Origin of the sequence: Glycomyces mayteni, assembly GCF_042428885.1 — a bacterium.
Classification (GTDB): Bacteria; Actinomycetota; Actinomycetes; order Mycobacteriales; family Micromonosporaceae; genus Glycomyces; species Glycomyces mayteni.
Genome location: NZ_JBHMBP010000004.1, coordinates 1,047,809 through 1,072,462, shown reverse-complemented (window position 1 = coordinate 1,072,462; position 24,654 = coordinate 1,047,809). Strand labels below are relative to the sequence as shown.

The following is a 24,654-nucleotide window of genomic DNA, read 5'->3' as shown; positions in this document are numbered from 1 at the left end:
GAGGGCGCTGGCGACGCGCATCTGGTCGACCTCGCGCCGCCTTGCGAGTGCGTTGGCGGGCTTCATGACTCGAAGTTAGCAGTAATCCCATCGGAATACTAGAGAATATTTCGGATCGTTCCACTTGCGAAACCCGTCGGCAACGGGGGAGAGGGTGGCTCCGGAGGAGGACGGGCGGGCGACCCGGGGATGGGGGCGGAGGCGACTCGGCGGGCGAGAGCGCGGGTGGGGGCGGGCGGGGACGTCGGCGGTGGCGGGCGCGGCGCGCGGCGGCAGAGGCGAGCGGAGGAGGCGCGTGATCGAGAGGCGGGCGGAAGCGGAGCGCGGTTGTGAGGCAGGGGCGCGAGCGGCCATGGGGCGGGTGCGCGCGGCCGGGCAGCGGCGGGCGGGGCCCTACCCACCCGATGGGTGGGTAATACTCCCAGCCACCCTCCCCGCCCGGACCGACAATCCGGGCCCGGGTGTGGTCACCCGATCGGGTCGTGACCCGTGTCGCAGGCGTCAGGCGGCGGTCCATCGCAGTTCGCGGCTCGGCAAGGGGCCGTAGGGGGTCAGCGCAGCCAGGTCGGCCTTGTACTCGCCCGGTTCGCGGTCGAGGACGCGGGTGAAGCGCCGTTCGGCGTCCTTCGGCGGTGCCGGGAGGGGCTCGCCGTTCCAGACGCCGCCGACCGCGTACGGGTGCTCGGGCCTGATCCGCACCGCGGGCGCGCCGTCCTGGGCGACCACGCCGACCGCGACGTCCGAGAGGCGCGGGTACGCGGGCGCGGGGTCGCGCAGCAGCCGCTCCGTGGGGAGCACCTGGCCCTCCTGGAACACCGGCACGAACCCCTCGGGGGCCCACGCCGCGCCCGTCACCGACGCGTGCGCGAAGTACGCCCACCACATCGCCGGGTCCTGGATCGCCTGCCGCGGCCCCACGTGGACCGGCCGCGCCGGATGCTCCCGGGCCTGGAGCTCGGGGAGGCTCAGCGGGCGACCGTCCTCGTCGGCCCAGTACGCGCCGTGCTGGCCGTCCAGGAGCACCCACCGGTCCAGGTCGTCGATCCACGCCTCCGCGACGGCGTGCCCCTGCCCGACCCCGTCGTGGTAGTCCCCGCGGCGCAGCCACACCCGGCGGGCCGGGATGCGCAGCGCGTTCAGGCCCTGCGCCAGCACGATCGAGTACTCCACGCACGAGTACCGCGCGCCGAGGGCGACCTGCTCCAGGACGTCCACCGCGTCGCCCGCGTTGATCCGCGCGTTCGCGTGCCGCCACAGCGCCGACGTCCACGCCAGCAGGTCCCGCGCGGTCTGCCACGCGCCCTCCCGCGGCCGCGGCAGCCGGGACGCGAGCTGGCCCTCCCGGTGCGCCTCGATCCGGTCGAGCCGCAGCGGCGCGCCCGCCGCCGGCTCGGGCCACGCGGTGATCCGCAGCGGCGGCGCCGGGACGTTCGCCCTGGCCCGATCCAGGACCTCCGCCCAGTCCGGGTCCGCGCCGAACGCGGCCGACAGCTCCGGCTCGAACAGGTCCGTCTGGTGGAACCCGGCCTCGATCGCCTCGTCGAGCCGCGCCCGCGCGCCCTTGAGCCCCACCTTGTGCGCCGCGATCGCCAGCGACGGCGCCCACAGGTCCCGCCAGAACTCCGTGTCGGCGCGCAGCGTCTTCTCCAGGTCGAGGAGCGTCCACCACCGCGCGCCCCGCATCGCGTCCTGCGCGACGGTGCGGACGCGCGCGAGTTTCACCGGGGAAGGGGCCTGTGCCATGCGTATGAGGGTAGTCACCGATGGCGCGGGCGGAAAGGGCGTTGTGCCCGCGGCGGGAGGGCGCTAGAGTGAGCGGCATGATCCTTTAGAAGAGATACGGCCGCTGTGGGCGGGAATGCCGACCGGCCGACCACGATGAGTGCAGCTTCCGCTGGAAGCACGGCCATGAGACGTCGAGCAACGCTCCGTTTCGCGCTCACGTCTCTTCAAGCTCGACCCGAGAAGGGGATCCGCATGACTGAAACTCCGGAACCGCAGCAGGACGCCGCCGACGACGCGCCGCTCAACCGCGAGGAGCGCCGGGCGCTGGCCCGCGGCAAGAAGTCCGGCAAGGCCGGGCACCAGTCGATCGGCGACAAGAAGTCGAAGGTCCGCTCGCAGATGCCGAAGGGCGGGGTCGGCAAGTTCCAGCTCCCCACCAAGAACGGCTGAATTCACAGCGAGGCCAAGCAGAGGCCGCCGGACCGCATCGGTCCGGCGGCCTCCGCCCTTCTCTGCGCTAGATCGCCTCGCAGGACACCGTCGGCGTCGCCGCCGGGGTGGACCCTATGAAGCCGAAGACCTCGCGGCTCTGCCCCGCCGCGACGGCGCCGTTCCAGCCCACGTCGGCGGCCGTGACGCCCGCGCCGGAACTGGTGATCGTCGCGTTCCACGAGGACGTGATCCGGGTCGACCCCGCCCACGTCCAAGTGAGCCGCCAGCCGTCCAGGGCGGCGCCGGTGGCCGTCACCGTGACCTTGCCCTGCCAGCCCGAGCCCCAGTCGTTCACGACGCCGATCGCGGCCGTGCAGTCGCCGCCGACCGGACCGCCCGTGGTCGGGCCGTCCGTCGGGGACGAGGTCGGGTCGGTCGGGTCCGGGTCGTCGCCGAAGACCGTGGCCCGCTCGGCCGTGTTCTGGATGCCGTTGGTGGACGTGAAGACCCGCTGCCCCCACGTGGTCAGCGCCGAGGGGTTGAAGCTCGTGGTCTGGTCGAGGTCCCCGCCGGTGTTGCCCGAGTAGGACCACGCCAGCCAGCCGATGCCGCGGGCCTGCGCCTCGGACTGGATCGTCTCCCACGCGACCGTCTGGCCCTGGAACGTGTCGCCGTACTCGCCGACGATGAGCGGGAGGTTCATCTCCTCGAACGCGTCGAAGTAGTCGATCACGGTCTGCGGGTTCGAGTAGACCGCGTACATGTGGATCGAGAACAGCGTGTTGCCGTCCTCGTCGGCCGCCGCGACGGTCTCGGCGTTGTCGCGCATCACGTTCTGCCAGTCCTGGCCCCAGTTCGGGGCGTCCACGACCAGCGTGTGCTCGAAGCCGATCGACCGCATCCGCTCGATCGCGTCCACGGTCTGCTGCGTCCACTGCTGCGGGTTGGTGTTGCCGACCGGCTCGTTGCCGATGTTGATGAGGACGTACGCCTCCTCGCCGTCGAGCACGCTGAACAGGCCCTGCCAGAAGGTGACGGCCTGATCCAGGGTGGCCGCACCCGACTCCTCGCCGTAGCCGGTGGTGTCGTGGACTTCGAGCATGCAGATCAGGCGCTGCGCCTTGCACTCGTCCACGATCTGCTGGACCCGCGCGGCGGTCGAGACGCCCCAGTTGCGCTGGCCGGAGCCGAGGACGACGCGGACGGTGTTCGCGCCGAGGTCCGAGATCTCGCCGTAGCTGGCGAACTCGCCCTGGTACCAGACGTCGGGGTGGGAGGTGCCGCGCATGATGAACGGGTTGCCGTTCGCGTCGATGAGCTGCGTGCCGTCGATCGAGAAGCCGCCCTGCTGGGCGCCGGCCGGGACGAGCTGCCACAGGCCGCCGAAGGCGATCGCTGTGGCGGCCAGTACGGCCATGAGCCATCTGCGCATCCGACGCCGTGCCGGGGCGGCGTCGGTCGTGCCGTGTTCCATGGTGATCCCATCTGTAGGTTCAGGTCAGAGGTGAATCGGTTCACCCCGACTTCAACATAGAGAACCATAAATATTGATGGGGTTCAAGACGTGCTCGGGAATTGCCCTGGCAGGAACGACGCCGGGCCGCGCGTCAGGGCTTCGCGGGGCCGGTTGAGGCGCGCGGGGAGAGCTGGGCGGGCCGGCACTGAACCGAGAAAGCGCGGTCGGCGCCCGGTTCGGCGCCGATGACCGTCAGGAGCGCTTCGGCGCACTGCGAGCCGTAGGCGCTGATGTCGCGCGTCAGGGACGTGAGCGCGGGATGGGTGAGGCGGCACAGCGGCGAGTCGTCCCAGGCCACGATGGACAGCCCGTTCGGGACGCCGATGCCCAGCTCGTGGGCGACGCCGAGTCCGGCCACGGCCGTGACGTCGTTGTCGTAGATGATCGCGGTGGGGCGCCCCGCCGAGGACAGGAGGCGCCGGGTGATCCGCGCGCCCTGCTCGCCGGTGTAGTCGCTGTGGAACGTCTCCATGGACTCCAGGCCCAGGTCGGCGGCGGTCTCGGCGTAGGCGTTGTCGCGGATCTCGGTGTGCAGCAGGTGCGCGAACCCGGCGACGCGCGCGATCCGCCTGTGGCCCAAGGCGTGCAGGTACTCCAGGATCTCGCGGCACGGCTCGGCGTCGTCGTGCCAGACCGCCGGGAGGCGCGCGCCCTCGACCGGCCCGCCCACGGCCACCGCGGGCAGCCCCAGGTCGGCCATGAAGTCGAGCCGCCGGTCCGCGGTCCCCACGTCGCACAGGAGGACCCCGTCGACGCGGCGCTCGGCCCACCAGCGCCGGTAGACTTCCAGCTCCTCCTCGACGGTGTCGACGATCTGGAGGGTCAGCCCGAAGGACCCGGCCGAGAGCGTCGCCTCGATGCCGCTGATGAGCTCCATGAAGTACGGCTCGATGCCGAGCGTGCGGGCCGAGCGGCGCAGCGCGATGCCGACCGCCTGCGCCGAGGACACCGACAGCGAGCGGGCGGCCCGGTTGGGGACGAAGCCCATCTCGGCGGCGATCGCCAGGATCTTCTTGCGGGTGGCCTCGGAGACCCCGGGCCTGCCGTTGAGCGCGTAGGAGACCGCGCCCTTCGACACGCCCGCCGCGGCGGCGATGTCGGCGATGGTCACGCGCCTGTTCATCTGGGTGCTCCTCGTGGCACTGGTCGGTCCGGGTCAGCCGGCCGCGACCCAGTGCTGCTCCGCGTGCTCGCGCAGCGGAGGCGGAGGTGTGTCGCGGTCCCCGTCGGGCTCCAGGTCCTCGGGCTCGACGGGGTCGTCGGACCACTTCCGGTGGAGCTGGGGCACCGACGACAGCAGGTTCCGAGAGTACGGGTGCTGCGGGTCGGTGAACACCTTGGCGGTCGCGCCGGTCTCGACCACGGCGCCGTGGCGCATGATGACGACGCGTTCGGAGATGTAGTTCGCCAGCGACAGGTCGTGGGTGATGAACAGCACGCCCAGGCCGCGCTCCTTCAACTCGCCCAGGAGGTTGAGCACGTCGATGCGGGTCGAGGCGTCGAGCATGGAGATGATCTCGTCGGCCACCAGCACCTCGATGTCCAGCAGCAGCGCGCGGGCGATGAGCATGCGCTGGAGCTGCCCGCCCGAGAGCTGGTGCGGGTACTTGCCGAGCACCGAGGCCGGGTCGAGGCGCACCGAGTGGAGCACCTCCTCGACCCGCGCGCGCCACTGCGCCGCGCCCGTCCCGGGCCGGAACGACTCGCGCACGGTCTCGAAGACCCTGTCGGCCTTGAAGATCGGGTTGTAGGAGCTGAACGGGTCCTGGAAGACGCCCTGGACGCGCCGGTAGTACTCCTTGCGCTCGGCGTGGCGCCTGGCGGTGACGTCCTCGCCGCCGAGGAGGATCCGCCCGCGGGTGACGGAGGTGAGCTGGAGGACCATCTTGCCGATCGTGGTCTTGCCGCTGCCGGACTCGCCGACGACGGAGAGGACCTCGCCGGGGGCGACCTGGAGGCTCACGTCCCGGACGGCGGTGAGGTGCTTCGAGCCGAGCGCGCCGACCCGGTAGGACTTCCACACGTTCTCAAGCTGCAGCATGTCAGTCCTCGGCCTTCCAGCAGGCGACCTCGTGGCGGTCGTCGATCGCGACCTTCGGCGGCTCCTGGGCGCACTCGTCCGCGGCGAGCGGGCAGCGGGCCCGGAACCGGCAGCCGGTCGGCGGGTCGAGCAGGTGCGGGGGCTTGCCCGGGATGCTCTTGAGCTTCTCGTCGCCGTATTCGAGGCCCACTTCGGGCAGGGCCCCGATGAGGGCCTTCGTGTACGGGTGCCTGGGCGAGGTGACGATGGTCTCGGCGGGGGCCTTCTCGACGATCTGCCCGGCGTACATGACCATGATGGTGTCGGCGATCTGGTACACCAGCGAGAGGTCGTGGGTGACCACGATCATCGATTTGACGAAGCCCATGTCGCGGAAGCGGACCAGGGTCTCGGCGACGGCCTTCTGGTTGGTGACGTCGAGCGCCGAGGTCACCTCGTCGGCGATGAGCAGGCTCGGGTCGAGGAGGGTGGACAGGACCATGACCACGCGCTGCTTCATGCCGCCCGACAGCTCGATCGGGTAGTTCCCGAGGACGTCCTCGGAGAGGCCGACGAGATGGAGCCGGTGGACGAGCTCGTCCTTGAGCGCCCGGTAGGACTTCCCGCGCGCCCGGAGCAGTTCGGCGGTCATCTTCCCGATCCTGCGGGTCGGGTTGAGGGCGCTCATGGAGTACTGCGGGATGATCGAGACCTCCTTCCAGCGGCGGGCGTTCATGGCCCTGTCGTCGCCGATCGGCAGCTCGTCGCCGTCGAGGACGGCCCTGCCGCCGACGTGGCGCATGCGCCCGTCGAGGCGGATGAGGCTCTTGCCGAGGGTGGTCTTGCCGCAGCCCGACTCGCCCGCCAGGCCGACGATCTCGCCGTCGGCCAGGGAGAACGACACCCCGTCGAGCGCGCGCACGTCGCCCTTGGTGGTGCGGTAGTGGACCTTGAGGTCCTCCACTTCCAATGCCATGGCTACATCTCCCGGAGCTTGGGGTTGAAGACCTCGTCGAGGCCGACGTTGGTGATGTACAGGGCGCCGACGATGACGGTGATCGCCGCGCCGGGCGGGACGAACCACCACCACATGCCCAGGTGCAGCGAGGACCAGGCCATCGACTGCTGCATCATCGTGCCGAGCGAGACGGCGTTGGTGGGGCCCAGGCCGATGAAGTCGAGCGTCGCGGCGAACAGGATCGCGCCGCCGAACAGCAGGATCATCGTCATGAGCAGGTAGGAGGCCATGTTCGGCATGATCTCGCGGACGATGATCTGCGGCGCCCGCCTGCCGGTGAGCCGTGCGAGGTCCACATAGTCCCGGTTGCGGAGCGTGAACGTCTGGGCCCGCACGGCTCTGGCGACCCAGGGCCAGGAGAAGGCCCCGATGATGACCGCCTGCGTGACGATGCCGCGCACCTCCAGGTATGAGCTGATGACGATGAGGACGGCGATCGCGGGGAGCACCAGGACGACGTTGGTGATCATGTTGAGGAACTCGTCGACCAGGCCGCCGCGGTACCCGGCGGTGAAGCCGATCGTCAGGCCGATCGCGAAGGCGATCCCGCCGCCGAGGGCCCCGACGAGGTAGGACGAGCGCAGGCCGTGGACGAACTGGGTGAACACGTCCTGCCCGAAGTAGGTGGTGCCGAACCAGTACTCGCCCGAGGGCGCCTCCGACTTCGGTCCCACGTACTCGTTGGGGGAGTCGGAGAGGAACAGCGGCCCGATCACGCCGAGCAGCAGCAGCGCGAGCACCAGGACGAGCCCGACGGAGACCTTGGGGTTGCGCAGGGCGAAGTAGAGGTGCTCGTTGCGGCGGCCGACCGGTTCGGACTGGAGCAGCGCTTCGGCGCTCATGACTGCCCTCCTTCGAGGCCGAGGCGGGTGCGGGGGTCGACCAGGACGTACACCAGGTCGGCGAGGAAGTTGAACACGAGCACCCCGATCACGATGAACAGCAGAATGCCTTGGAGCAGGAAGAAGTCGCGGCTGTTGACGGCCTCCAGCAGGAGGCTCCCGAGACCGGGGTAGGCGAACACGACCTCGGTGACCAGCGCGCCGCCGACGACGACGCCCAGTTGCAGCGCGAGCCCGGTGACCTGCGGCAGGACCGCGTTGCGGAAGGCGTACCTGCGCACGAGCCGGTTCGGGGCGCCGAGGGCCTGGAGGTAGTTGGAGTAGTCGGACTCCAGCTCGTAGATGACGAGGTTGCGCATGCCGATCGCCCAGCCGCCCAGGGAGACCAGGAAGAGCGACAGGAACGGCAGGAACCAGTGGTGGACCAGGTCGACGAAGAACGCCCAGCTGGCGTTGGGGGTCATCGCGAAGCTGTAGCCGCCGGCGACGGGGAACCAGCCGAGGATGATGCCCGCCGCCCAGGCCAGGAGGATCGCCAGCCACATGTAGGGGACGGCGTTGAGGACGTACCCGATCGGCAGGACCCCGTTGTCGAGCAGGCGGTTGCGGGCGGCCATCGCGCCGATGGCGTTCCCGGCGAACCAGCTCAGGAGGATCGCCGGGAGCAGCAGGGCCAGCGTGTAGGGCAGCGCGTCGAGGACCACCGACGACACGGGGGCGGGGAACGCGAAGACGCTGACGCCCATGTCGCCCTTGAACAGGGCCGCCCAGTAGTTGAGGTACTGCTGCCACATGGGGACGTCGAGCCCGAAGAGGTTCTCGAAGTAGTGGCGCATCTCCTGCGAGGATTCGAGGTTCGCCACCGAGTTGCGGCTGAGCATGCGCGACACCGGGTCCCCGGGCATGAGCCGAGGGACCGCGAAGTTGATGGTGACGGCGATGACGAAGGTGATGCCGTAGATGAGCAGTTTGCGCCGGAAGTATCGGCCCATGGGTCTCCTTCCCGGAGGGTCGGTGCGGGGGCCGGGCCGCGGCGGCCCGGCCCCCTCGGGCCTACTCGGGGTGCTTGAGCTCGGTGAGCATGTAGATCGCGCCCATGTTCCACAGGCTGTTCCACATGGAGGGGAACACCTTGGGGGCGTCCCCGGCGTCGGCGGGCCAGTTGGTCCAGACGCTGTTGTTGACCTGGGACCAGGCGCCGTTGTACCAGATCGGGATCGCGGGCATGTCGACCAGCGAGTGGCGCTGGAGCTGCGAGATGAGCGCCTGGTACTGCGGGTCGTCGGAGGCGGTCGCGGCGAGCTGCTGGGTGAGGGTCCAGGCCTCCTCGTTGGTCCAGCGCGAGAAGTTCGCGACGGTCTGGTTGTCCTGCACCGGGAGCTCGAACAGGTACCGGTAGTGGGTCCACGGCGTGTGGCTGGTGCCGCTCCAGTTGTTGAGCATGAGCTGGAAGTCGCCGGTGGTGCGGGCGTCGTCCACGGCGCCCGCGTCGATGAACTCCTCGGTGACGTTGATGCCGGCGGCCTGGAGGTCGGCGGCCATGCTGCGGGCGGCCTCCTCCCAGTCGGTCCAGCCGGTGGGGACGTTGAGCTTGAACGCGATCGGGTCGCCGCCCTTGGTCTCCACGAAGCCGTCGCCGTCGGCGTCCTCGTACCCGGCGGCGGCGAGGATCGACTTGGCCTGGTCGACGTCGTAGGAGAAGCCGACCTCGTCGAGGACGGCCTGGTCGTAGTACTGCTCCCAGATCGGGAGCAGGCCCGTCGGGCTGGCGGCGGCGACGAGCCCGCCGTACACCGAGTCGACGATCTTCGGCCCGTCGATCGCGAAGGCCATGGCGCGGCGGAACTCGGGGTCGTCGAGCGGCTCGATCGTGGTGTTGGGGATGAGCATCGCGGTGTTCGCCGAGAGCATGTACGGCGGGCCGTCGAAGTAGGTGCTCAGGTCGGGGTTGGACGCGATGAGGTCCTGGATGCCGGGCAGGAAGTTGTTGGAGATGTCGATCTCGCCCTGCGCCATGAGGTTGAGCGTGACGTCGTTGGAGGTGTTGACGATGTCGACGATGAAGGTCGGCTGGACCTCCAGGCCGAGCGCCTCGGTGGCCCACCAGTCGTCGCGCTTGACCCACGCGAGGCGGTCCTGGTCGTAGCTGTGGACCGTGTAGGGGCCGGTGACGACGGGGTCCTCGTTGGCCCCGGTGAGGATCTCCTCTTCGGACAGCGCGGAGAAGACGTGCTCGGGGAGCATCTGCTCGGCCCACAGGAAGTTGTTCCACTCCTGGTGGCGCGCTTCGGTGAAGGTGAGGGCCACGGTGAGGTCGTCGACGACCTCGACGGCGGAGAGCCAGTCCCAGATGTTGTGGTACGGGACGGCCTCGACCTGCCCGAGCTCGACGGTGTACTTGACGTCGTCGGCGGTGAACTGCTCGCCGTCCGACCAGAGCACGCCGGCGCGGAGCTTGAGGGTGTAGACCAGCTCCTCGGTCCACTCGCCCGACTCGGCGAGCCAGGGGGTGAGCTCGGTCGTGTTGGGGTCGAACAGGAACAGGGTCTCGTACCCGAGGCCGTTGAGGCCGGTGGCCTCGCCGGGGGTGACGGTGTTCCAGTCGGAGGGCGGGCTCCAGGCGGTGCCGGTGGAGTAGAGGGTCTCGTTGCGGGGGAACTCGTTCATCGAGAGGTCGGCGGGGTCCCCGCCCCCGCCGCCGTCGTCGGTGCAGCCGGCGGCGGCCAGGGCCGCCGAGCCCGCGGTGATGGTGAACAGTGTGCGCCGTCTGATCATGGTCTGCTCCGCAATTCGTACGAGGGATGGACGGGGGACGCGGTCCGGTGCAGTCGGATGAGGGCGCGACGACGGTGTGACCGCTGGCACCTTAACCGGGTCAGTGATGGCACTGAACCACCTGCGGTCGCGGCTGTCAAGTGCCGGCGGTGCAGGCGGCCCACCGGTGCTCGGATAAGTCAAGAACATTTCCGAATGTCAGAATATTGATGTTCCGGAGGGATCGCCAGGGCTCTGAGCAAGAATGGCGCTAACAATCTATCGACATGTATGACTTCAATTCGGTCACGGAGTCGGCAAGGTGTTGACGATCGGCGCCGGAGCCTATACTTTCGGGCTGCTTATTCGGTTCAGTCGCTTTGGCGCGGGAGCGCGCCCGCGATCGAGACGTGTGCCACCGTGGAGCGGACCCGTGCCGACGACCCGCCCGCACCCCTGGGCGGGCGGACGGAGCCGACCGACCCAGCCAGAGGAGACCCATTGAGCGTCAAGCGAACCCTGCACGAAGGCTGGACCGTCACCGGTGGCCCCGGGGCGCTCCCCGCCGTCGAGGCGATCCCGGCGTCGGTCCCCGGCGAGGTGGTCTCCGACCTCCTCGCCGCGGGCCTCGTGGCCGACCCGTACACCGACGAGGCGGAGCGCGACCTCGCGTGGGTCGGCCGCCGCGACTGGACGTACCGGACCTCCTTCGACTTCGCGGCGGGCGAGGAGGACCGGGTCGACCTGGTCTTCGACGGCCTCGACACTGTCGCGCAGGTGCGCCTCAACGGGACCCCGGTCGGCGAGACCGCGAACATGCACCGCCGCTACCGCTTCGACGCGCGAGCGGCGGTGCGCGAGGGCGCCAACGAGCTCGAAGTCGCCTTCACCTCGCCGTACGCGTACGCCGAGGCCCAGCGCGACCGGCTCGGCGACCGCCCCAACGCCTACCCCGAGCCCGGGAACTTCATCCGCAAGGCCGCGTGCAACTTCGGCTGGGACTGGGGCCCGAACCTCGCGGGCGTGGGCATCTGGCGGCCGGTGCGCCTGGAGACCTGGCGCACCGCGCGGATCGCCGAGGTCGTCCCGCGCGCCACCGTCGAGGTCGCCGATCGCACCTTCACCGGCGTCGTCGAGTTCACTGTGGATCTCCAGCGTGCCGCCGACGCGGAGCTCGAACTCGTCTGCACCGCAGGCGGGCACGCCACGACCGTGGGCGTCCCGGCCGGCGCCGCGACCGTGCCCGTCCGCGTCGAGGTCCCGAACCCGCAGCCGTGGTGGCCGCACAACCGCGGCGGCCAGCCCCTCTACGACGTGGCGGTGTCGCTGCGCTCGGGCGGCGGGGAGCTCGACTCGTGGACGAGCCGGATCGGCTTCCGCACCGTGGAACTCGACACCGAGCCCGACGCCGACGGCCGCCCGTACACGCTGAAGGTCAACGGCCGGGCCGTGTGGGTCAAGGGCGTCAACTGGATCCCCGACGAGGCCCTGTTCGGCCGCATCGACGCCGCGCGCATCGAGCGGCGGCTGCGGCAGGCCGTGGCGGCCGGGATCGACTACATCCGCGTGTGGGGCGGCGGGGTCTACGAGTCCGAGGACTTCTATCGGCTCTGCGACGAGCTGGGCCTCATGGTCGGGCAGGACTTCCTGTTCGCCTGCGCCGCATACCCCGAGGAGGAGCCGTTCCGCTCCGAGGTCGAGGCCGAGGCCCGCGACAACCTCGCCCGCCTGGCCCCGCACCCGAGCCTGGTGACGTGGACGGGCAACAACGAGAACCTCTGGGGCTGGCACGACTGGGACTGGCAGGGGCCCCTCGGCGACCTGACGTGGGGCGCGGGCTACTACCACGACCTGCTCCCGAAGCTCGTCTCCGAAGTGGACGGCACCCGCCCGTACTGGCCCGGCAGCCCGTACTCCGGTGCGCGCGAGCTGCACCCGAACGAGCAGGCGCACGGGTCCGTCCACATCTGGGACGTGTGGAACCGGGAGGACTACGCGCACTACCGCGACTGGCGGCCGCGCTTCGTCGCCGAGTTCGGCTACCAGGCGCCGCCGACGTGGGCCACGGTGCGGCGCATGACGACCGACGAGCCGCTCCGCGCCGAGAGCCCGAGCATGCTGTGGCACCAGAAGGCCGACGACGGCCAGGCGAAGCTCCAGCGCGGCCTCGACGCGCACCTGCCGCCCGTGCGCGACTTCGACGACTGGCTGTACTTCACGCAGGTCAACCAGGCCAGGGCGATCCGCCTCGGCATCGAGCACTTCCGCGCCCTCCAGCCGTACTGCGCCGGCTCGATCGTGTGGCAGCTCAACGACTGCTGGCCCGTCACCTCCTGGGCCGCGATCGACGGCGAGGAGCGCCTCAAGCCCCTCTGGTACGCCCTCAAGGACGCCTACGCCGACCGCATCGCGACCTTCCAGCCCCACGAGGACGGCGTCAAACTGGTGCTGGTCAACGACTCCGACACCCCCTGGGGCTCGGTCGTGGGCTTCTGGAAGTGCACCGCGCAGGGCCGCATCAACGGCCGCGCCCTCCTCACCATCGGCGTCCCGGCCCGCGACACCGCCGAACTCGTCCTCGACGCCCAGGTCGCCCCCAAGCCCGGCGAGTTCCTCGTGACCGGCCGCGAGGACTTCCCCCGCGCCACCTGGTTCACCAAGGAGGACAAGGACATGGACTGGCCCACCGCCGATTTCACCGCCGAGACCGCCCCGGTCCCCGGCGGCGTCCAGGTCACGATCACCGCCGAGACCGTCCTGCGCGACCTCTGCATCTTCGCCGACCGCCTCGACCCCGCCGCCTTGGTAGACAAGGCCCTCGTCACCCTCATCCCCGGCGAGCAGACCGTCTTCACCGTCACCAGCGACATCATCGCCGCCTCCCCGACCCTGACGGCGGCCCTCACCACCAAACCGGTCCTCCGCGCGATCAACGACTGACGCACCGACGACGAACCGGGCCGCAGCGGGCGCTGCGGGCCGGTTCGGTGTCCGTCCTACTGCTCGGCCGTGCCCTCTTCGAGGGTCGCCTCGCTGGCTTCGGGCGTGGGGACCGGGCCGATGCCGCCGATGACGGGCTCGTTCGGCTCGGGCTCGGGTTCTTGCTTGGCGGGCATGGGGAGGGACTGGGAGATGCGGAGGCTGTTCTGGACGAGGTCCCAGCCGAGGGGGAGGGCGGCGGCGTCGGGGAGGTCGAGGTCCAGGGCGAGGTCGTCGGCGAGGCCGGCCTGCTTGGCGAGTTTGGCGACGACCGGGTGGGCGGAGCGGTTCGGGGCGTAGCACCACTTGGGGGCGGCCAGGCCGAAGTCGCGGGCGAGCATGACGGCGGCGACCGCGGCGGGGCCGTCGACGATCATCGCGGTGGAGCGGGTGGCGGCGGTGAAGATCGCCGCGGCCATCGCGCCGAGCTCCGCGCCGCCGAGGCGCGCGATGAGCTCCTGGGGACTGCGCTTGAAGCCGCGGTTGAACGCGAGGTGGTCGCGCAGGGCCGAGACGCGGCCCATCCAGGCGGCGTCGAAGACCGAGCCGCCGGGGGCGTGGAGCTGCGGCTGGAAGTTGGTGATCTCGTCCTTGGCGATGAACGAGCAGACCGCGACGGACGCGGTGACCGCGCCCGCGCCGAGCCCGGAGATGAGGAGGACGTCGGCGCCCTCGTCGATCGCGCGGTCGGCGGTCTCGCGGCCCAGGCGCAGCGCGGCGTCCAGCTCGGTGTCGTCGAGGAGCGGGCCCTCGGCGCCGTCGCTGGCGCCGGTGCGGACCACGGTCAGCGGCAGCCCGGAGCGGGCGGCCTGCTCGGCGAGGGGGCCCTCGCCGCGTTCGAGGGCCGCGGCCTGGTCGGCGACGGGGGCGTAGTCGCCCGCGTCCCAGTTCTCGGGGTACTCCCCGGCGAACAGGAGCATCCGCGGCGCGGCGAACGGCTCGGGGGCGTCGGTGGCCTGCATGCGGGCGGCCCAGCCGACCGCGGCCTGGAGGCGGCCGAGGCCCGATCCTTCGATGAGCGCGTCCTGGAGCCGCGCGTTCGCGCGGGTCGTCCACACCCCGTTGGGGAACTTCGCTTTCAGCTCGGCGAGCGGCCCGGCGTCGGTCGTCTGTGTCACGGCACAAGGCTAGCGCGGGGGCGGTGGGGCACAATTGCCAAGTGACCACCATCGAGTTCGCCAAAGGGCACGGCACCGGCAACGACTTCGTGATCGTGCCCGACCCCGAGGACGCCCTCCCGCTCAAGGACGCCCAGGTCGCGCTCCTGTGCGACCGCCGGTTCGGCATCGGCGGCGACGGCCTGCTGCGCGTGGCGCCCTCGGAGGACCCGGCGGCCGAGTGGTTCATGGACTACCGCAACGCCGACGGCTCGATCGCCGAGATGTGCGGCAACGGCGTGCGCGTCTTCGTGCGCTACCTCCTCGACAAGGGCCTCGCCGAGGGCCCCGAGGTCGCCGTGGCGACCCGCGCCGGGATCAAGACCGTGACGGTCGCAGGGGACGAGCTCCGCGTCGACATGGGCGCGGCCGAGTTCGGGACCACCTCCCAGGCGTCCGTCGAGGGGTTCACATGGCCCGGACAGGTCGTCTCGATGGGGAACCCGCACCTGGTGTGCCAACTCGGGGACGAGGCCGAGCTGGAGGCCCTGGAGCTGTTCCACCAGCCGCGGTACGACGCGGCGCTGTTCCCCGAGGGCGTCAACGTCGAGTTCGTGACCGGCACCGCCCCGCACGTGCGCATGCGCGTCCACGAGCGCGGCGTCGGCGAGACCGCCTCGTGCGGCACGGGCGCGTGCGCGGTCGGCGCGGTCGCGCTGCGCCACGCCGGGCTCGACACGGGCGTGTGCCGGGTGGACGTCCCCGGCGGGACCCTCACGATCGAGGTCGCCGAGGACACCCTGTACATGACCGGCCCGGCCGTGATCGTGGCCGAGGGCGCCTTCCGGCTGTAGCGACGACAGAAGCCCCGGGACCCGAAGGCTCCCAGGGCTCCTTGCCTGCCTGCTACCGCATCACTCGCTTGACCGCCGCCGCGACCGCGGGGGCCACGTTCGGGTCGAAGACGCTCGGGACGATGTAGGTCGCGTTGACCTTGTCCTCGCCGACGCAGTCGGCGATGGCCGTGGCCGCCGCGACGGCCGCGTCGTCGTTCCAGTCGCGGGCCTGCGCGTCCAGGAGGCCGCGGAAGACGCCCGGGAACGCGAGCACGTTGTTGATCTGGTTCGGCTGGTCCGAGCGGCCGGTCGCCACGATCGCCGCGTAGCGCGCGGCCTCGGTGGGGGAGATCTCCGGGTCGGGGTTGGCGAGCGCGAACACGATCGGGTCCTTCGCCATCTTCGCGACGTCGGAGCCCTTGAGGATGTTCGGGGCGCTCACGCCGATGAAGATGTCGGAGCCCTCGACGGCGCCGGAGAGGTCCCCGGAGTAGTCGGTCTTGTTGAAGTGCTCGCCGAGCCACTTCCACGTCTCGTTCTCGCACTCCATGCCCGAGTGGAGCGCGCCGTCGCGGTCGACGGGGATGATGTCGCCGATGCCGGCCTTCTCCAGGAGCCGCATGATCGCGGTCCCGGCGGCGCCGCAGCCGACGACGGTGGCGCGCACGTCCTTGAAGTCCTTGCCGACGACGCGGAGCGCGTTGGTGAGGGCCGCGAGGACGACGATGGCGGTGCCGTGCTGGTCGTCGTGGAAGACGGGGATGTCGAGGCGCTCGCGCAGGCGGGCCTCGATCTCGAAGCAGCGCGGCGCGGCGATGTCCTCCAGGTTGATGCCGCCGTAGGTCGGGGCGAGGGCGGCGACGATGTTGACGATCTCGTCGGTGTCCTGCGTGTCGAGGCACACCGGCCAGGCGTCGACGTCGCCGAACTTCTTGAACAGGGCCGCCTTGCCCTCCATGACGGGCATCGCGGCCGCGGGGCCGATGTTGCCGAGGCCGAGGACGGCGGAGCCGTCGGTGACGACGGCGACGGTGTTGCGCTTGATGGTGAGGCGGCGGGCGTCGTCGGGGTTCTCGGCGATGGCCATGCAGACGCGGGCGACGCCGGGGGTGTACGCCATCGACAGGTCGTCGCGGTTGCGCAGCGGGACCTTGGGGGCGACCTCGATCTTGCCGCCGAGGTGCATGAGGAACGTCCGGTCGGAGACCTTCTTGACGTCGAAGTCCGGCATCGACTCCAGGATGTGCGTGACCTGCTCGGCGTGCGACGCGTCGGAGGTGTCGCAGGTGAGGTCGACGGTCATGCGCTTGTTGTCGGAACCGACCACGTCGAGGGCGGTGACGATGGCCCCGGCCTGGCCTACGACGGTGGCGAGGCGTCCCGCGGCGCCCGGGTCGGCCGAGAGGGCCAGCCGGACGGTGATGGAGAACCCCGCGCTGGGAAGACGGGCAGTGCTCATGCCGCTCCTTTGATGTGCACTTCGTTGTGGACCAGTTGCCGGATTCTTGAATGATGCCACTGTTCGGGACGCCGCCGCCTGGGCCCTGCGCTGGGCCGGGGCCCCGCCACAGCGCCGCGGCGCGGCAGGGATCGACGCCGTTCGCTGTGCGCGATATCGGTTCGCCTCCGGGGGCGGCGCGTGTCAAGCTTGTGGTGATGCACGAACCTTTTGAGAACACCCGAGAAGACTTCTCCTCCGACGCCCCTTCGACGGGCGACCTGGACCTGGAGGCGCGCCAGGCGCTGCGGCGCGTCTCCGGTCTGGCCTCCACCGAGCTGGCCGACGTCACCGACGCCGAGTACCGGCGCCTGCGCCTGGAGCGCGTCGTCCTGGTCGGCGTCTGGACCGAGGGCACGGTCGAGGACGCCGAGAACTCCCTCGACGAGCTCGCGCAGCTCGCCGAGACCGCGGGCTCGGAGGTCGTCGACGGCCTGATCCAGCGCCGCTCCAAGCCCGACGCGGGCACGTTCATCGGCTCCGGCAAGGTCATGGAGCTGAAGGACACCGTGGAGGCGCTGGGCGCCGACACGGTGATCGCCGACGGCGAGCTGTCGCCGGGCCAGCTCATCGCCCTTGAGAAGGCCGTGAACGTCAAGGTCATCGACCGCACGGCCCTGATCCTCGACATCTTCGCGCAGCACGCCAAGAGCGCCGAGGGCAAGGCGCAGGTCGAGCTGGCGCAGCTCCAGTACCTCCTGCCGCGCCTGCGCGGCTGGGGCGACGCCATGAGCCGCCAGGGCGGCTCGAACGGCGGCGTGGGCCTGCGCGGCCCCGGCGAGACGAAGCTGGAGACCGACCGCCGCCGCATCCGCGCGAAGGTCGCGAAGCTGCGCCGGGAGCTCGCGAAGCTCACCGTCACCCGCGAGACCAAGCGCGACTCGCGCACCCGCAACCGGGTGCCGGGCGTGGCCATCGCCGGGTACACGAACGCCGGGAAGTCGAGCCTGCTCAACGCCCTCACGGGTGCGGGCATCCTCGTGCAGGACGCGCTGTTCGCGACCCTCGACACCTCGACGCGGCGCTCGCGCACCGCGGAGGGCCGGGAGTACACGGTCACCGACACGGTCGGGTTCGTGCGGCACCTGCCGCACCAGCTCGTGGAGGCGTTCCGCTCGACGCTCGAAGAGGTCGCGGAGTCGGACCTGGTGGTCCACGTGATCGACGGCTCGCACCCGGACCCGCTCGGCCAGGCCGAGGCGGTCCGCGAGGTGCTCGCCGAGGTCGGCGCCGAGGAGATCCCGGAGCTGGTCGTGGTGAACAAGCTCGACCTGGTCGACCCGGACACGATGCTCCAGCTGCGCTCGGACTGGCCCGACGCGGTGTTCGTGTCGGCGCACTCGGGCGAGGGGATCGACAAGCTCCGCGACGCAATCGAGCAGGCGCTGCCGCAGCCGAATACGGAGCTGACGGTCTGCATCCCTTACGTCAGAGGCGATCTGGTCTCGCGCCTGCGGTCCCGCGGCGAGGTGCTCACCACTGAACACCGAGGTGACGGCACGGTCATAACGGCCCGTGTGGACGACCGACTGGCCGGTGAATTGCGAGCGTTCGTCCTGGAAAAGGACTGAATCGCAGTGGTCCTGAACATGTCTCATGGGGGTCCCCGCGCTGACATGGCGTGTTCTGGAACACTTGCGTGATGCGAGAGCGCCGTGTGGGCCGTCGGCCCCTGCCTGCGCGGCTCGTCGCCGGGACGGCCGGAGTGCTCGTCCTGGTCACGGCCGCGTCCCCCGTCTTCGCCCAGGATGAAGAGTCCGGCGGCGAGGTGCTGTGCACCCTGCACGACCCGCGCAACCAGAACCCAGCGGGCATCGCCGCCGCCGCGGACGGCGACGGCTGGTGGATCGTGTCGTCCGCCGACAACCAGGACGGCACGCTGTCGGTCGAGCGCGTCGGCGAGGACTGCAACCCGCGCGGCGCCGACGAGGCGTTCATCGACCACCAGCCGCGCGACCCGCAGGCGCTGGTCCTCGACAGCGAGAACGGCGAGTACCTGTGGGTCGGCGACATCGGCGACGGCGCCAACCGCGAGTGGCTGACGCTCAACCAGCTCGACCTGAACGACCTCCCCAACAGCGCGGTCTGGCGCTACGTCTTCCCCGACGGTCCCAAGGACGTCGGCACGTTCCTGCTCCTGCCGGGCAAGAAGCCGCTGTTCGTCACCTCCGACGCGGGCGAGGCCACGCTCTACTCGCCCTCGGGTGACAACCAGGCCGAGAACACGCCGCTCGACCAGGTCGGCACGGTCGCCCTCCCCGACGGCGGCGCGGTCTCGGGCGGGGCGATGAACGCCGACGGCTCGAAGGTCGCGCTGCGCACCGAGTCGAACGTCTACGAGTGGACCGTCGAGGGCGGCGACGTGCTCGCGGCCCTGGGCGGCGAGCCCGCGGCCACGCCGGTCGCCGACTCCGGGCAGGCCGAGGGCCTCGCCTACGACGCCGAAGGCAACTTCGTCACCCTCGCGTCTGAAGACGACGACGGCTCGTTCGGCACCGTCACCAAGTACGCGCCGGCCGCGCCCGTCGCGGAGGAGGAGACCTCCGGCGGCGACGACGAGGCCGCGCCCGCCTCGGGCGACGACGGCAAGAGCCTCGTGGACCGCATCCTGGACCTGGGCTTCGGCACGATCGTGAAGATCCTCGCGGGCATCGCGATCCTCGGCATGCTCGTCATGGTCCTGGGCATCGTGGTGATCCGCAAGCACCGCAAGGCGAACCAGGACGGCGACGACGGGGACGACGAGCTCGGCTTCGCGGCCGAGGAGGCCCCGCGCGGTCGCCGGGAGTCCTTCCTCGCCGACGACGACCCCGTGGACCTGGGCCTCGAATCGGGCCAGCCCGACCCGGACCTGGGGGAGGTCGCCCGCGGCAACGTGTACGGCGGCGCCCGCCAGGAGCCGAGCGGGAACGTCTACGGGGGCGGCGGCCAGCAGGCCCGCCCCGAGCAGGGCGGCGTCTACGGCGGCGGCGCCCGCTCCGAGCCCGGCGGCGGGAACGTCTACGGCGGCGGCGGAGGCCAGCAACAGCAGCAGGGCCGTCCCCCGCAGGGCCGCCAGGAACCGCAGTACGGCGCGTTCGAGGGCGGCGGCCACGGCAGCGTCTACGACAACGCCGGGCCCGGCCAGTCCTTCAGCTCCCGCCAGGAGCCCTCCGGGAACGTCTACGGGGCCGGAGGCGGCCAGCAGCCGCCGCCTCGCCGCGAGCCCACCGGCAACGTGTACGGCGCGCAGCAGAACCGGCAGCAGCAGCAGCGCCAGCAGGGCGGGGTCTACGGGGGCGGAAACGCCGAACGGACCCCTGACGCCGATGACGGCTACTGGGGCCCGCCTGAAGGCGGCACGACTTACGGTCGGAACCGCTAGGCGCGCAATGAAATTGGCGTTCGAGGTCTGACTAGATCTTGCGGAGCACCGCGACGACGCGGCCCAGGATCTCGGCCTCGGAGGCGTCGATCGGGTCGTACAGCGCGTTCGCCGGGAGCAGCCACGGCTTGCCGTTCTTGCGCTTCCAGGTCTTGACCGTGGCCTCGCCGTCGATCATCGCGGCCACGATCTCGCCGTTGAGCGCGTCGGGCTGCTGGCGCACCACGACCCAGTCGCCGTCGGTGATGGCCGCCTCGGTCATCGAGTCGCCCTTGACGCGCAGGAGGAAGTGGACGCCCTCGCCCACGAACTCCGCGGGCAGGGGCATGACGTCGTAGTCGCGCTCCTCGGCCAGGATCGGCTGCCCCGCGGCGATCTCGCCGACCATCGGGACGTACCGGGGCCGCGGGTGCTGGGAGCAGGTCTGGACCCCGCCCGGCGTGGACTGGCGGACCCCCACCGCGCGCGGCCGTCCGGCCAGGCGGTTGAGGTAGCCCTTCCGTTCGAGCTGCTTCATCTGGTACGCGACGGACGACGCCGAGGCGAGTCCGACCTCCGCACCGATCTCGCGGACGCTCGGGGGGTAGCCCTTGTTGTTGATGAACTCCTCGATGTATTCGAGGACTTGCTGCTGCCGACGCGTCAACTTGCGCGTTTTCGGCCGGGATGTCGTGGTCTCGCTAGCCACAGGAGGCTCCTGTAAGACAAATGGGACGGTATGTCTGATTCCGACAATGTAACTCACGTGCGGTCTCTAGTCAAACATTCGTGCGACGTCGGCGTGTCGCCGCGCTGGTAGGAATGTGTTTCAGGGTGTATTCACCCGAACGGGTGAACGATTTTACGACCCGGTCTGGTTGACTCGTGTCCCCGGGGTCCGGTTTCCGAAGCTCGCCGCGCAGCGATCTGCGCTATTCTTGCCACTAGATCTTGTGGTGTGTTGTATCGTCTCTCACTAGGTGTTGGGGTTCCCGCACCCGCCGGGACGGCGAGGGGCAGACTGTCCCTCCCGGCGCGACGGCCGGAGCCGCACGGAGTGTCGGCGGCCCGCGAGACGATGGTTGTGAGAAGGAGACTAGCGATATGCGATGCCCTTACTGTCGCCATCCCGACAGTCGCGTGGTCGATTCGCGCGAGGCGGAGGACGGCAAGATCATCCGCCGCCGCCGGGTCTGCCAGGAGTGCGAGAAGCGCTTCACCACCGTCGAGGAGTCGATCCTCGCCGTCGTCAAGCGCAGCGGGGCCACCGAGCCGTTCAGCCGCGGGAAGGTCGCCAGCGGCGTCCTCAAGGCCTGCCAGGGCCGTCCCGTGGACGCCGACGACGTCGCCAAGCTGGCCCAGGCCGTCGAGGACGAGATCCGCTCGACCGGCGCCGCCGAGGTCCCCGCCCACGAGGTGGGCCTGGCGATCCTCAAGCCGCTGCGCCGGCTCGACGAGGTCGCCTACCTGCGCTTCGCCAGCGTGTACCAGGACTTCGAGTCCCTAGAGGACTTCGAGGCCGCCATAGCCCAGCTCCGCGAGGAGCACGCCGCCCGCAACAGCGGCTAGCACCACCCCGAGACATCCGATTCCCATGACCAGGCATGAGCAGACAGGGGCGAGGAACATGCCGAAGACCACCAAGGCCGCAGCAGCGCCGACGACCAGGACCGCCAAGAAGACCGGGCCCAAGGAGGGCCTCACGGTCGAGCGCGTCTTCACGACCGCGGGCGTCCACCCGTACGACGAGGTCGAATGGGAGTCGCGCGACGTCGTCATGACGAACTGGCGCGACGGCACCGTCAACTTCGAGCAGCGCGGCGTCGAGTTCCCGGCCTTCTGGAGCCAGAACGCGACCCAGATCGTCACCTCGAAGTACTTCCGCGGCGCCCTCGGGACCCCGCAGCGCGAGACCGGCCTCAAGCAGGTCATCGACCGCGTCGTCCACGCCTACCACAACGCGGGGGAGAAGTACGGCTACTTCGCCACCGCCGAGGACGCGCAGGTCTTCGCCGACGAGCTCACCTGGCTCCTGCTCCACCAGTACTTCAGCTTCAACTCCCCGGTCTGGTTCAACGTCGGCACCGCCGCGCCCCAGCAGGTCTCCGCGTGCTTCATCCTCAGCGTGGACGACACCATGGAGTCGATCCTCGACTGGTACAAGGAAGAGGGCATGATCTTCAAGGGCGGCTCCGGCGCCGGGGTCAACCTCTCCAAGATCCGCGCCTCCGCCGAGCTGCTCTCCTCCGGCGGCAACGCCTCCGGCCCGATCAGCTTCATGCGCGGCGCCGACGCCTCCGCGGGCACCATCAAGTCCGGCGGCGCCACCCGCCGCGCCGCCAAGATGGTCGTCCTCGACGTCGACCACCCCGACATCGAGGCGTTCATCGACACCAAGGCCCGCGAGGAGGACAAGATCCGGGCCCTGCGCGACGCCGGGTTCGACGTGGACCTCGGCGGCGAGGACATGTTCTCGGTCCAGTACCAGAACGCCAACAACTCCGTGCGCGTCTCCGACGTGTTCATGAAGGCCGTCGAGGAGGGCACCGACTACGCCCTCACCGCCCGCCAGACCGGCGACGAGATCGAGCGCCGCGACGCGCGCGACGTGTTCCGCCGCATGGCCAAGGCCGCGTGGGAGTGCGCCGACCCGGGCATCCAGTACGACGACATCATCAACGACTGGCACACCAACCCGAACACGGACCGCATCTACGCGTCCAACCCGTGCTCGGAGTACATGAGCCTCGACGACTCCTCGTGCAACCTCGCCAGCCTCAACCTCATGAAGTTCCTCGGCGACGACGGCTCGTTCGACGTCGACCGCTTCACCAAGGCCGTCGAGTTCGTCATCACCGCCATGGAGATCTCGATCTCCTTCGCGGACTTCCCGACCGAGAAGATCGGCGAGACCACCCGCGACTACCGCCAGCTCGGCATCGGCTACTCGAACCTGGGCGCGCTGCTCATGACCTCGGGCTACGCGTACGACTCCGCCGAGGGCCGCGCGCTCGCCGCCGCCATCACCGCGCTCATGACCGGCGTGTCCTACCGCCGCTCCGCCGAGATCGCCGGGGCCGTCGGCCCCTACGCCGGGTACGAGCGCAACGCCGAGCCGCACCAGCGCGTCATGGCCAAGCACGCCGCGGCCGCCGACGCCGTCGAGACGTTCGGCGACGTGGACGCCACCGTCCTGGAGGCCGCGAAGGCCGAGTGGGCCAAGGGCAACGGGATCGGCGCCGTCAACGGCTGGCGCAACGCCCAGGCCTCGGTCCTCGCGCCCACCGGCACCATCTCGTTCATGATGGACGCCGACACCACCGGCATCGAGCCGGACCTGGCCCTCGTCAAGCACAAGAAGCTCGTCGGCGGCGGCTCCATGGAGATCGTCAACCAGTCCATCCCGCGCGCGCTGACCCGCCTGGGCTACAGCGACGACGACCGCCAGGCCATCGTCGACTACGTCGCCGACCACGGCCACGTCGTCGGCGCCCCGGCCCTGCGCGAGGAGCACTACCCGGTGTTCGACTGCGCCATGGGCGAGCGCGCGATCGCGCCGATGGGCCACGTGCTCATGATGGCCGCCGTGCAGCCGTTCCTGTCCGGCGCGATCTCCAAGACCGTGAACCTGCCCGAGTCGGCCACGGTGGAGGACATCGAGGAGGTCTACTTCCAGGGCTGGAAGCTCGGCCTCAAGGCCCTCGCGATCTACCGCGACAACTGCAAGGTCGGCCAGCCGCTCTCCGCGAAGAAGAAGGAAGCGGAGCAGGCCGTCGAGGCGGCCGTGGAGAAGGCGATCGAGACCGTGGCCGCCCACGGCCCGATCCGCCGCAAGCTCCCCAAGAAGCGCCCCAGCCAGACCATCTCGTTCTCGGTCGGCGGCGCGGAGGGCTACATGACCTCCTCGTCCTACCCGGACGACGGCCTCGGCGAGGTCTTCCTCAAGATGTCCAAGCAGGGCTCGACCCTCGCGGGCGTCATGGACGCCCTGTCGGTGTCCATCTCGATCGCCCTCCAGTACGGCGTGCCGCTGGAGAAGTACGTCGAGAAGTTCACCAACATGCGCTTCGAGCCCGCCGGCATGACCGACGACCCGGACATCCGCATGGCCTCCTCGGTGGTCGACTACATCTTCCGCCGCCTGGCCCTGGACTACCTGCCGTACGAGGAGCGCGCCGCCATCGGCATCCTCACCACGGCCGAGCGCACCGCCGAGCTCAACGGCGAAGACCCCGCCAAGGTCTCCCAGCCCGAGGTCGACCTCGACGCGCTCCGCGCCTCCGCGCCCATCGAGGAGGCGGTCGCCGAACGCGTCCAGATCGAGTCCAAGCCCTCCCGCCTGGACATCCTCACCTCGGCCCAGGCCCGCAGCGCCGACGCGCCGCTGTGCATGAACTGCGGCACGAAGATGCGCCCCGCCGGTTCCTGCTACGCCTGCGAGGGCTGCGGCGCGACCAGCGGTTGCAGCTAGGTATCGATCGACCCGTCAGGGGCCGTTCCGCGGATGCGGAACGGCCCCTTTCGCGTGGTCTGATCCGCTTGTGTCCCATAGGCCCAGCGCCTCGCGTCCAGCGCACGCTGGCACAACGGCAAT

General features: G+C 70.5%; 18 protein-coding genes. 7 read left to right on the top strand and 11 right to left on the bottom strand.

All coding sequences use genetic code 11. The features are described from left to right. Positions 1-501: 501 nt before the first annotated feature. The gene (locus ACFFXY_RS20225) at positions 502-1,743 is read right to left on the bottom strand and encodes a transglutaminase-like domain-containing protein (protein ID WP_382354733.1); all 1,242 of its coding nucleotides are present in this window, start codon (positions 1,741-1,743) and stop codon (positions 502-504) included. Between the two features lie 234 nt (positions 1,744-1,977). Here ACFFXY_RS20225 and ACFFXY_RS20220 point away from each other — a divergent pair, with 234 nt between their 5' ends. After that, positions 1,978-2,175 (top strand): hypothetical protein, encoded by a 198-nt coding sequence (locus ACFFXY_RS20220; RefSeq protein WP_382354730.1) that lies wholly within the window; start codon positions 1,978-1,980, stop codon positions 2,173-2,175. Between the two features lie 67 nt (positions 2,176-2,242). Here the strand turns inward: ACFFXY_RS20220 and ACFFXY_RS20215 are convergent, their stop codons facing one another. The 7 genes from ACFFXY_RS20215 to ACFFXY_RS20185 form a co-directional block, all read right to left on the bottom strand. Beyond that, positions 2,243-3,631, bottom strand: coding sequence for a cellulase family glycosylhydrolase (locus ACFFXY_RS20215; protein ID WP_382354727.1), 1,389 nt, complete (start codon positions 3,629-3,631; stop codon positions 2,243-2,245). A 133-nt stretch (positions 3,632-3,764) separates the two neighbouring features. After that, positions 3,765-4,796 carry a LacI family DNA-binding transcriptional regulator gene (locus ACFFXY_RS20210; RefSeq protein ID WP_382354724.1) on the bottom strand — a complete coding sequence of 344 codons (1,032 nt, stop codon included), beginning with the start codon at positions 4,794-4,796 and terminating at the stop codon, positions 3,765-3,767. Between the two features lie 33 nt (positions 4,797-4,829). Beyond that, positions 4,830-5,714 (bottom strand): ABC transporter ATP-binding protein, encoded by an 885-nt coding sequence (locus tag ACFFXY_RS20205; RefSeq protein WP_382354721.1) that lies wholly within the window; start codon positions 5,712-5,714, stop codon positions 4,830-4,832. Between the two features lies 1 nt (position 5,715). Continuing rightward, positions 5,716-6,669, bottom strand: coding sequence for an ABC transporter ATP-binding protein (locus ACFFXY_RS20200; protein WP_382354718.1), 954 nt, complete (start codon positions 6,667-6,669; stop codon positions 5,716-5,718). Between the two features lie 2 nt (positions 6,670-6,671). Beyond that, positions 6,672-7,553, bottom strand: coding sequence for an ABC transporter permease (locus ACFFXY_RS20195; protein ID WP_382354715.1), 882 nt, complete (start codon positions 7,551-7,553; stop codon positions 6,672-6,674). Continuing rightward, entirely contained in the window at positions 7,550-8,545 is a 996-nt protein-coding gene (locus tag ACFFXY_RS20190) for an ABC transporter permease (RefSeq protein WP_382354712.1), read from the bottom strand. Before ACFFXY_RS20190 ends, ACFFXY_RS20195 begins: the two co-directional genes overlap by 4 nt. 61 nt (positions 8,546-8,606) lie before the next feature. Further along, complete coding sequence (locus tag ACFFXY_RS20185) at positions 8,607-10,328, bottom strand: ABC transporter substrate-binding protein (protein ID WP_382354709.1); 1,722 nt, start codon at positions 10,326-10,328, stop codon at positions 8,607-8,609. Positions 10,329-10,808: 480 nt separating this feature from the next. On the opposite strand from ACFFXY_RS20185, the gene ACFFXY_RS20180 reads away from it, so the two are divergent. Then, positions 10,809-13,247 (top strand): glycoside hydrolase family 2 protein, encoded by a 2,439-nt coding sequence (locus ACFFXY_RS20180; protein ID WP_382354706.1) that lies wholly within the window; start codon positions 10,809-10,811, stop codon positions 13,245-13,247. 56 nt (positions 13,248-13,303) lie between these two features. Here the strand turns inward: ACFFXY_RS20180 and ACFFXY_RS20175 are convergent, their stop codons facing one another. Next, positions 13,304-14,404 carry a nicotinate-nucleotide--dimethylbenzimidazole phosphoribosyltransferase gene (locus tag ACFFXY_RS20175; RefSeq protein ID WP_382354702.1) on the bottom strand — a complete coding sequence of 367 codons (1,101 nt, stop codon included), beginning with the start codon at positions 14,402-14,404 and terminating at the stop codon, positions 13,304-13,306. 50 nt (positions 14,405-14,454) lie between these two features. Here ACFFXY_RS20175 and dapF point away from each other — a divergent pair, with 50 nt between their 5' ends. Beyond that, positions 14,455-15,237, top strand: a complete 783-nt coding sequence (dapF, locus tag ACFFXY_RS20170) for a diaminopimelate epimerase (protein WP_382355544.1) — start codon at positions 14,455-14,457, stop codon at positions 15,235-15,237. Between the two features lie 52 nt (positions 15,238-15,289). Here the strand turns inward: dapF and ACFFXY_RS20165 are convergent, their stop codons facing one another. Continuing rightward, positions 15,290-16,678, bottom strand: a complete 1,389-nt coding sequence (locus ACFFXY_RS20165; RefSeq protein WP_360055175.1) for an NAD-dependent malic enzyme — start codon at positions 16,676-16,678, stop codon at positions 15,290-15,292. A gap of 197 nt (positions 16,679-16,875) precedes the next feature. Between ACFFXY_RS20165 and hflX the strand changes: the two genes are divergently transcribed. Next, a complete protein-coding gene (gene hflX, locus ACFFXY_RS20160) occupies positions 16,876-18,288 on the top strand; it encodes a GTPase HflX (RefSeq protein WP_382354698.1) in 1,413 nt (470 codons plus the stop codon). A gap of 71 nt (positions 18,289-18,359) precedes the next feature. Beyond that, positions 18,360-20,081 (top strand): hypothetical protein, encoded by a 1,722-nt coding sequence (locus tag ACFFXY_RS20155; protein WP_382354695.1) that lies wholly within the window; start codon positions 18,360-18,362, stop codon positions 20,079-20,081. 31 nt (positions 20,082-20,112) lie between these two features. Here the strand turns inward: ACFFXY_RS20155 and lexA are convergent, their stop codons facing one another. Beyond that, the gene (gene lexA, locus ACFFXY_RS20150; protein ID WP_197717131.1) at positions 20,113-20,769 is read right to left on the bottom strand and encodes a transcriptional repressor LexA; all 657 of its coding nucleotides are present in this window, start codon (positions 20,767-20,769) and stop codon (positions 20,113-20,115) included. A 395-nt stretch (positions 20,770-21,164) separates the two neighbouring features. On the opposite strand from lexA, the gene nrdR reads away from it, so the two are divergent. Then, the gene (gene nrdR / locus ACFFXY_RS20145) at positions 21,165-21,629 is read left to right on the top strand and encodes a transcriptional regulator NrdR (protein WP_382354691.1); all 465 of its coding nucleotides are present in this window, start codon (positions 21,165-21,167) and stop codon (positions 21,627-21,629) included. A gap of 58 nt (positions 21,630-21,687) precedes the next feature. After that, entirely contained in the window at positions 21,688-24,531 is a 2,844-nt protein-coding gene (locus ACFFXY_RS20140; protein WP_382354688.1) for a vitamin B12-dependent ribonucleotide reductase, read from the top strand. The last annotated feature ends 123 nt before the right edge of the window (positions 24,532-24,654 follow it).

What these genes read in the sequence shown, in the direction of transcription:
- ACFFXY_RS20225 (WP_382354733.1), bottom strand. Translation starts at nt 1,743, where the DNA reads ATGGCACAGGCCCCTTCCCCGGTGAAACTCGCGCGCGTCCGCACCGTC.
- ACFFXY_RS20200 (WP_382354718.1), bottom strand. Translation starts at nt 6,669, where the DNA reads ATGGCATTGGAAGTGGAGGACCTCAAGGTCCACTACCGCACCACCAAG.
- ACFFXY_RS20210 (WP_382354724.1), bottom strand. Translation starts at nt 4,796, where the DNA reads ATGAACAGGCGCGTGACCATCGCCGACATCGCCGCCGCGGCGGGCGTG.
- hflX (WP_382354698.1), top strand. Translation starts at nt 16,876, where the DNA reads ATGCACGAACCTTTTGAGAACACCCGAGAAGACTTCTCCTCCGACGCC.
- nrdR (WP_382354691.1), top strand. Translation starts at nt 21,165, where the DNA reads ATGCGATGCCCTTACTGTCGCCATCCCGACAGTCGCGTGGTCGATTCG.
- ACFFXY_RS20140 (WP_382354688.1), top strand. Translation starts at nt 21,688, where the DNA reads ATGCCGAAGACCACCAAGGCCGCAGCAGCGCCGACGACCAGGACCGCC.
- ACFFXY_RS20215 (WP_382354727.1), bottom strand. Translation starts at nt 3,631, where the DNA reads ATGGAACACGGCACGACCGACGCCGCCCCGGCACGGCGTCGGATGCGC.
- ACFFXY_RS20195 (WP_382354715.1), bottom strand. Translation starts at nt 7,553, where the DNA reads ATGAGCGCCGAAGCGCTGCTCCAGTCCGAACCGGTCGGCCGCCGCAAC.
- ACFFXY_RS20165 (WP_360055175.1), bottom strand. Translation starts at nt 16,678, where the DNA reads ATGAGCACTGCCCGTCTTCCCAGCGCGGGGTTCTCCATCACCGTCCGG.
- ACFFXY_RS20190 (WP_382354712.1), bottom strand. Translation starts at nt 8,545, where the DNA reads ATGGGCCGATACTTCCGGCGCAAACTGCTCATCTACGGCATCACCTTC.
- ACFFXY_RS20155 (WP_382354695.1), top strand. Translation starts at nt 18,360, where the DNA reads ATGCGAGAGCGCCGTGTGGGCCGTCGGCCCCTGCCTGCGCGGCTCGTC.
- ACFFXY_RS20185 (WP_382354709.1), bottom strand. Translation starts at nt 10,328, where the DNA reads ATGATCAGACGGCGCACACTGTTCACCATCACCGCGGGCTCGGCGGCC.
- ACFFXY_RS20220 (WP_382354730.1), top strand. Translation starts at nt 1,978, where the DNA reads ATGACTGAAACTCCGGAACCGCAGCAGGACGCCGCCGACGACGCGCCG.
- ACFFXY_RS20205 (WP_382354721.1), bottom strand. Translation starts at nt 5,714, where the DNA reads ATGCTGCAGCTTGAGAACGTGTGGAAGTCCTACCGGGTCGGCGCGCTC.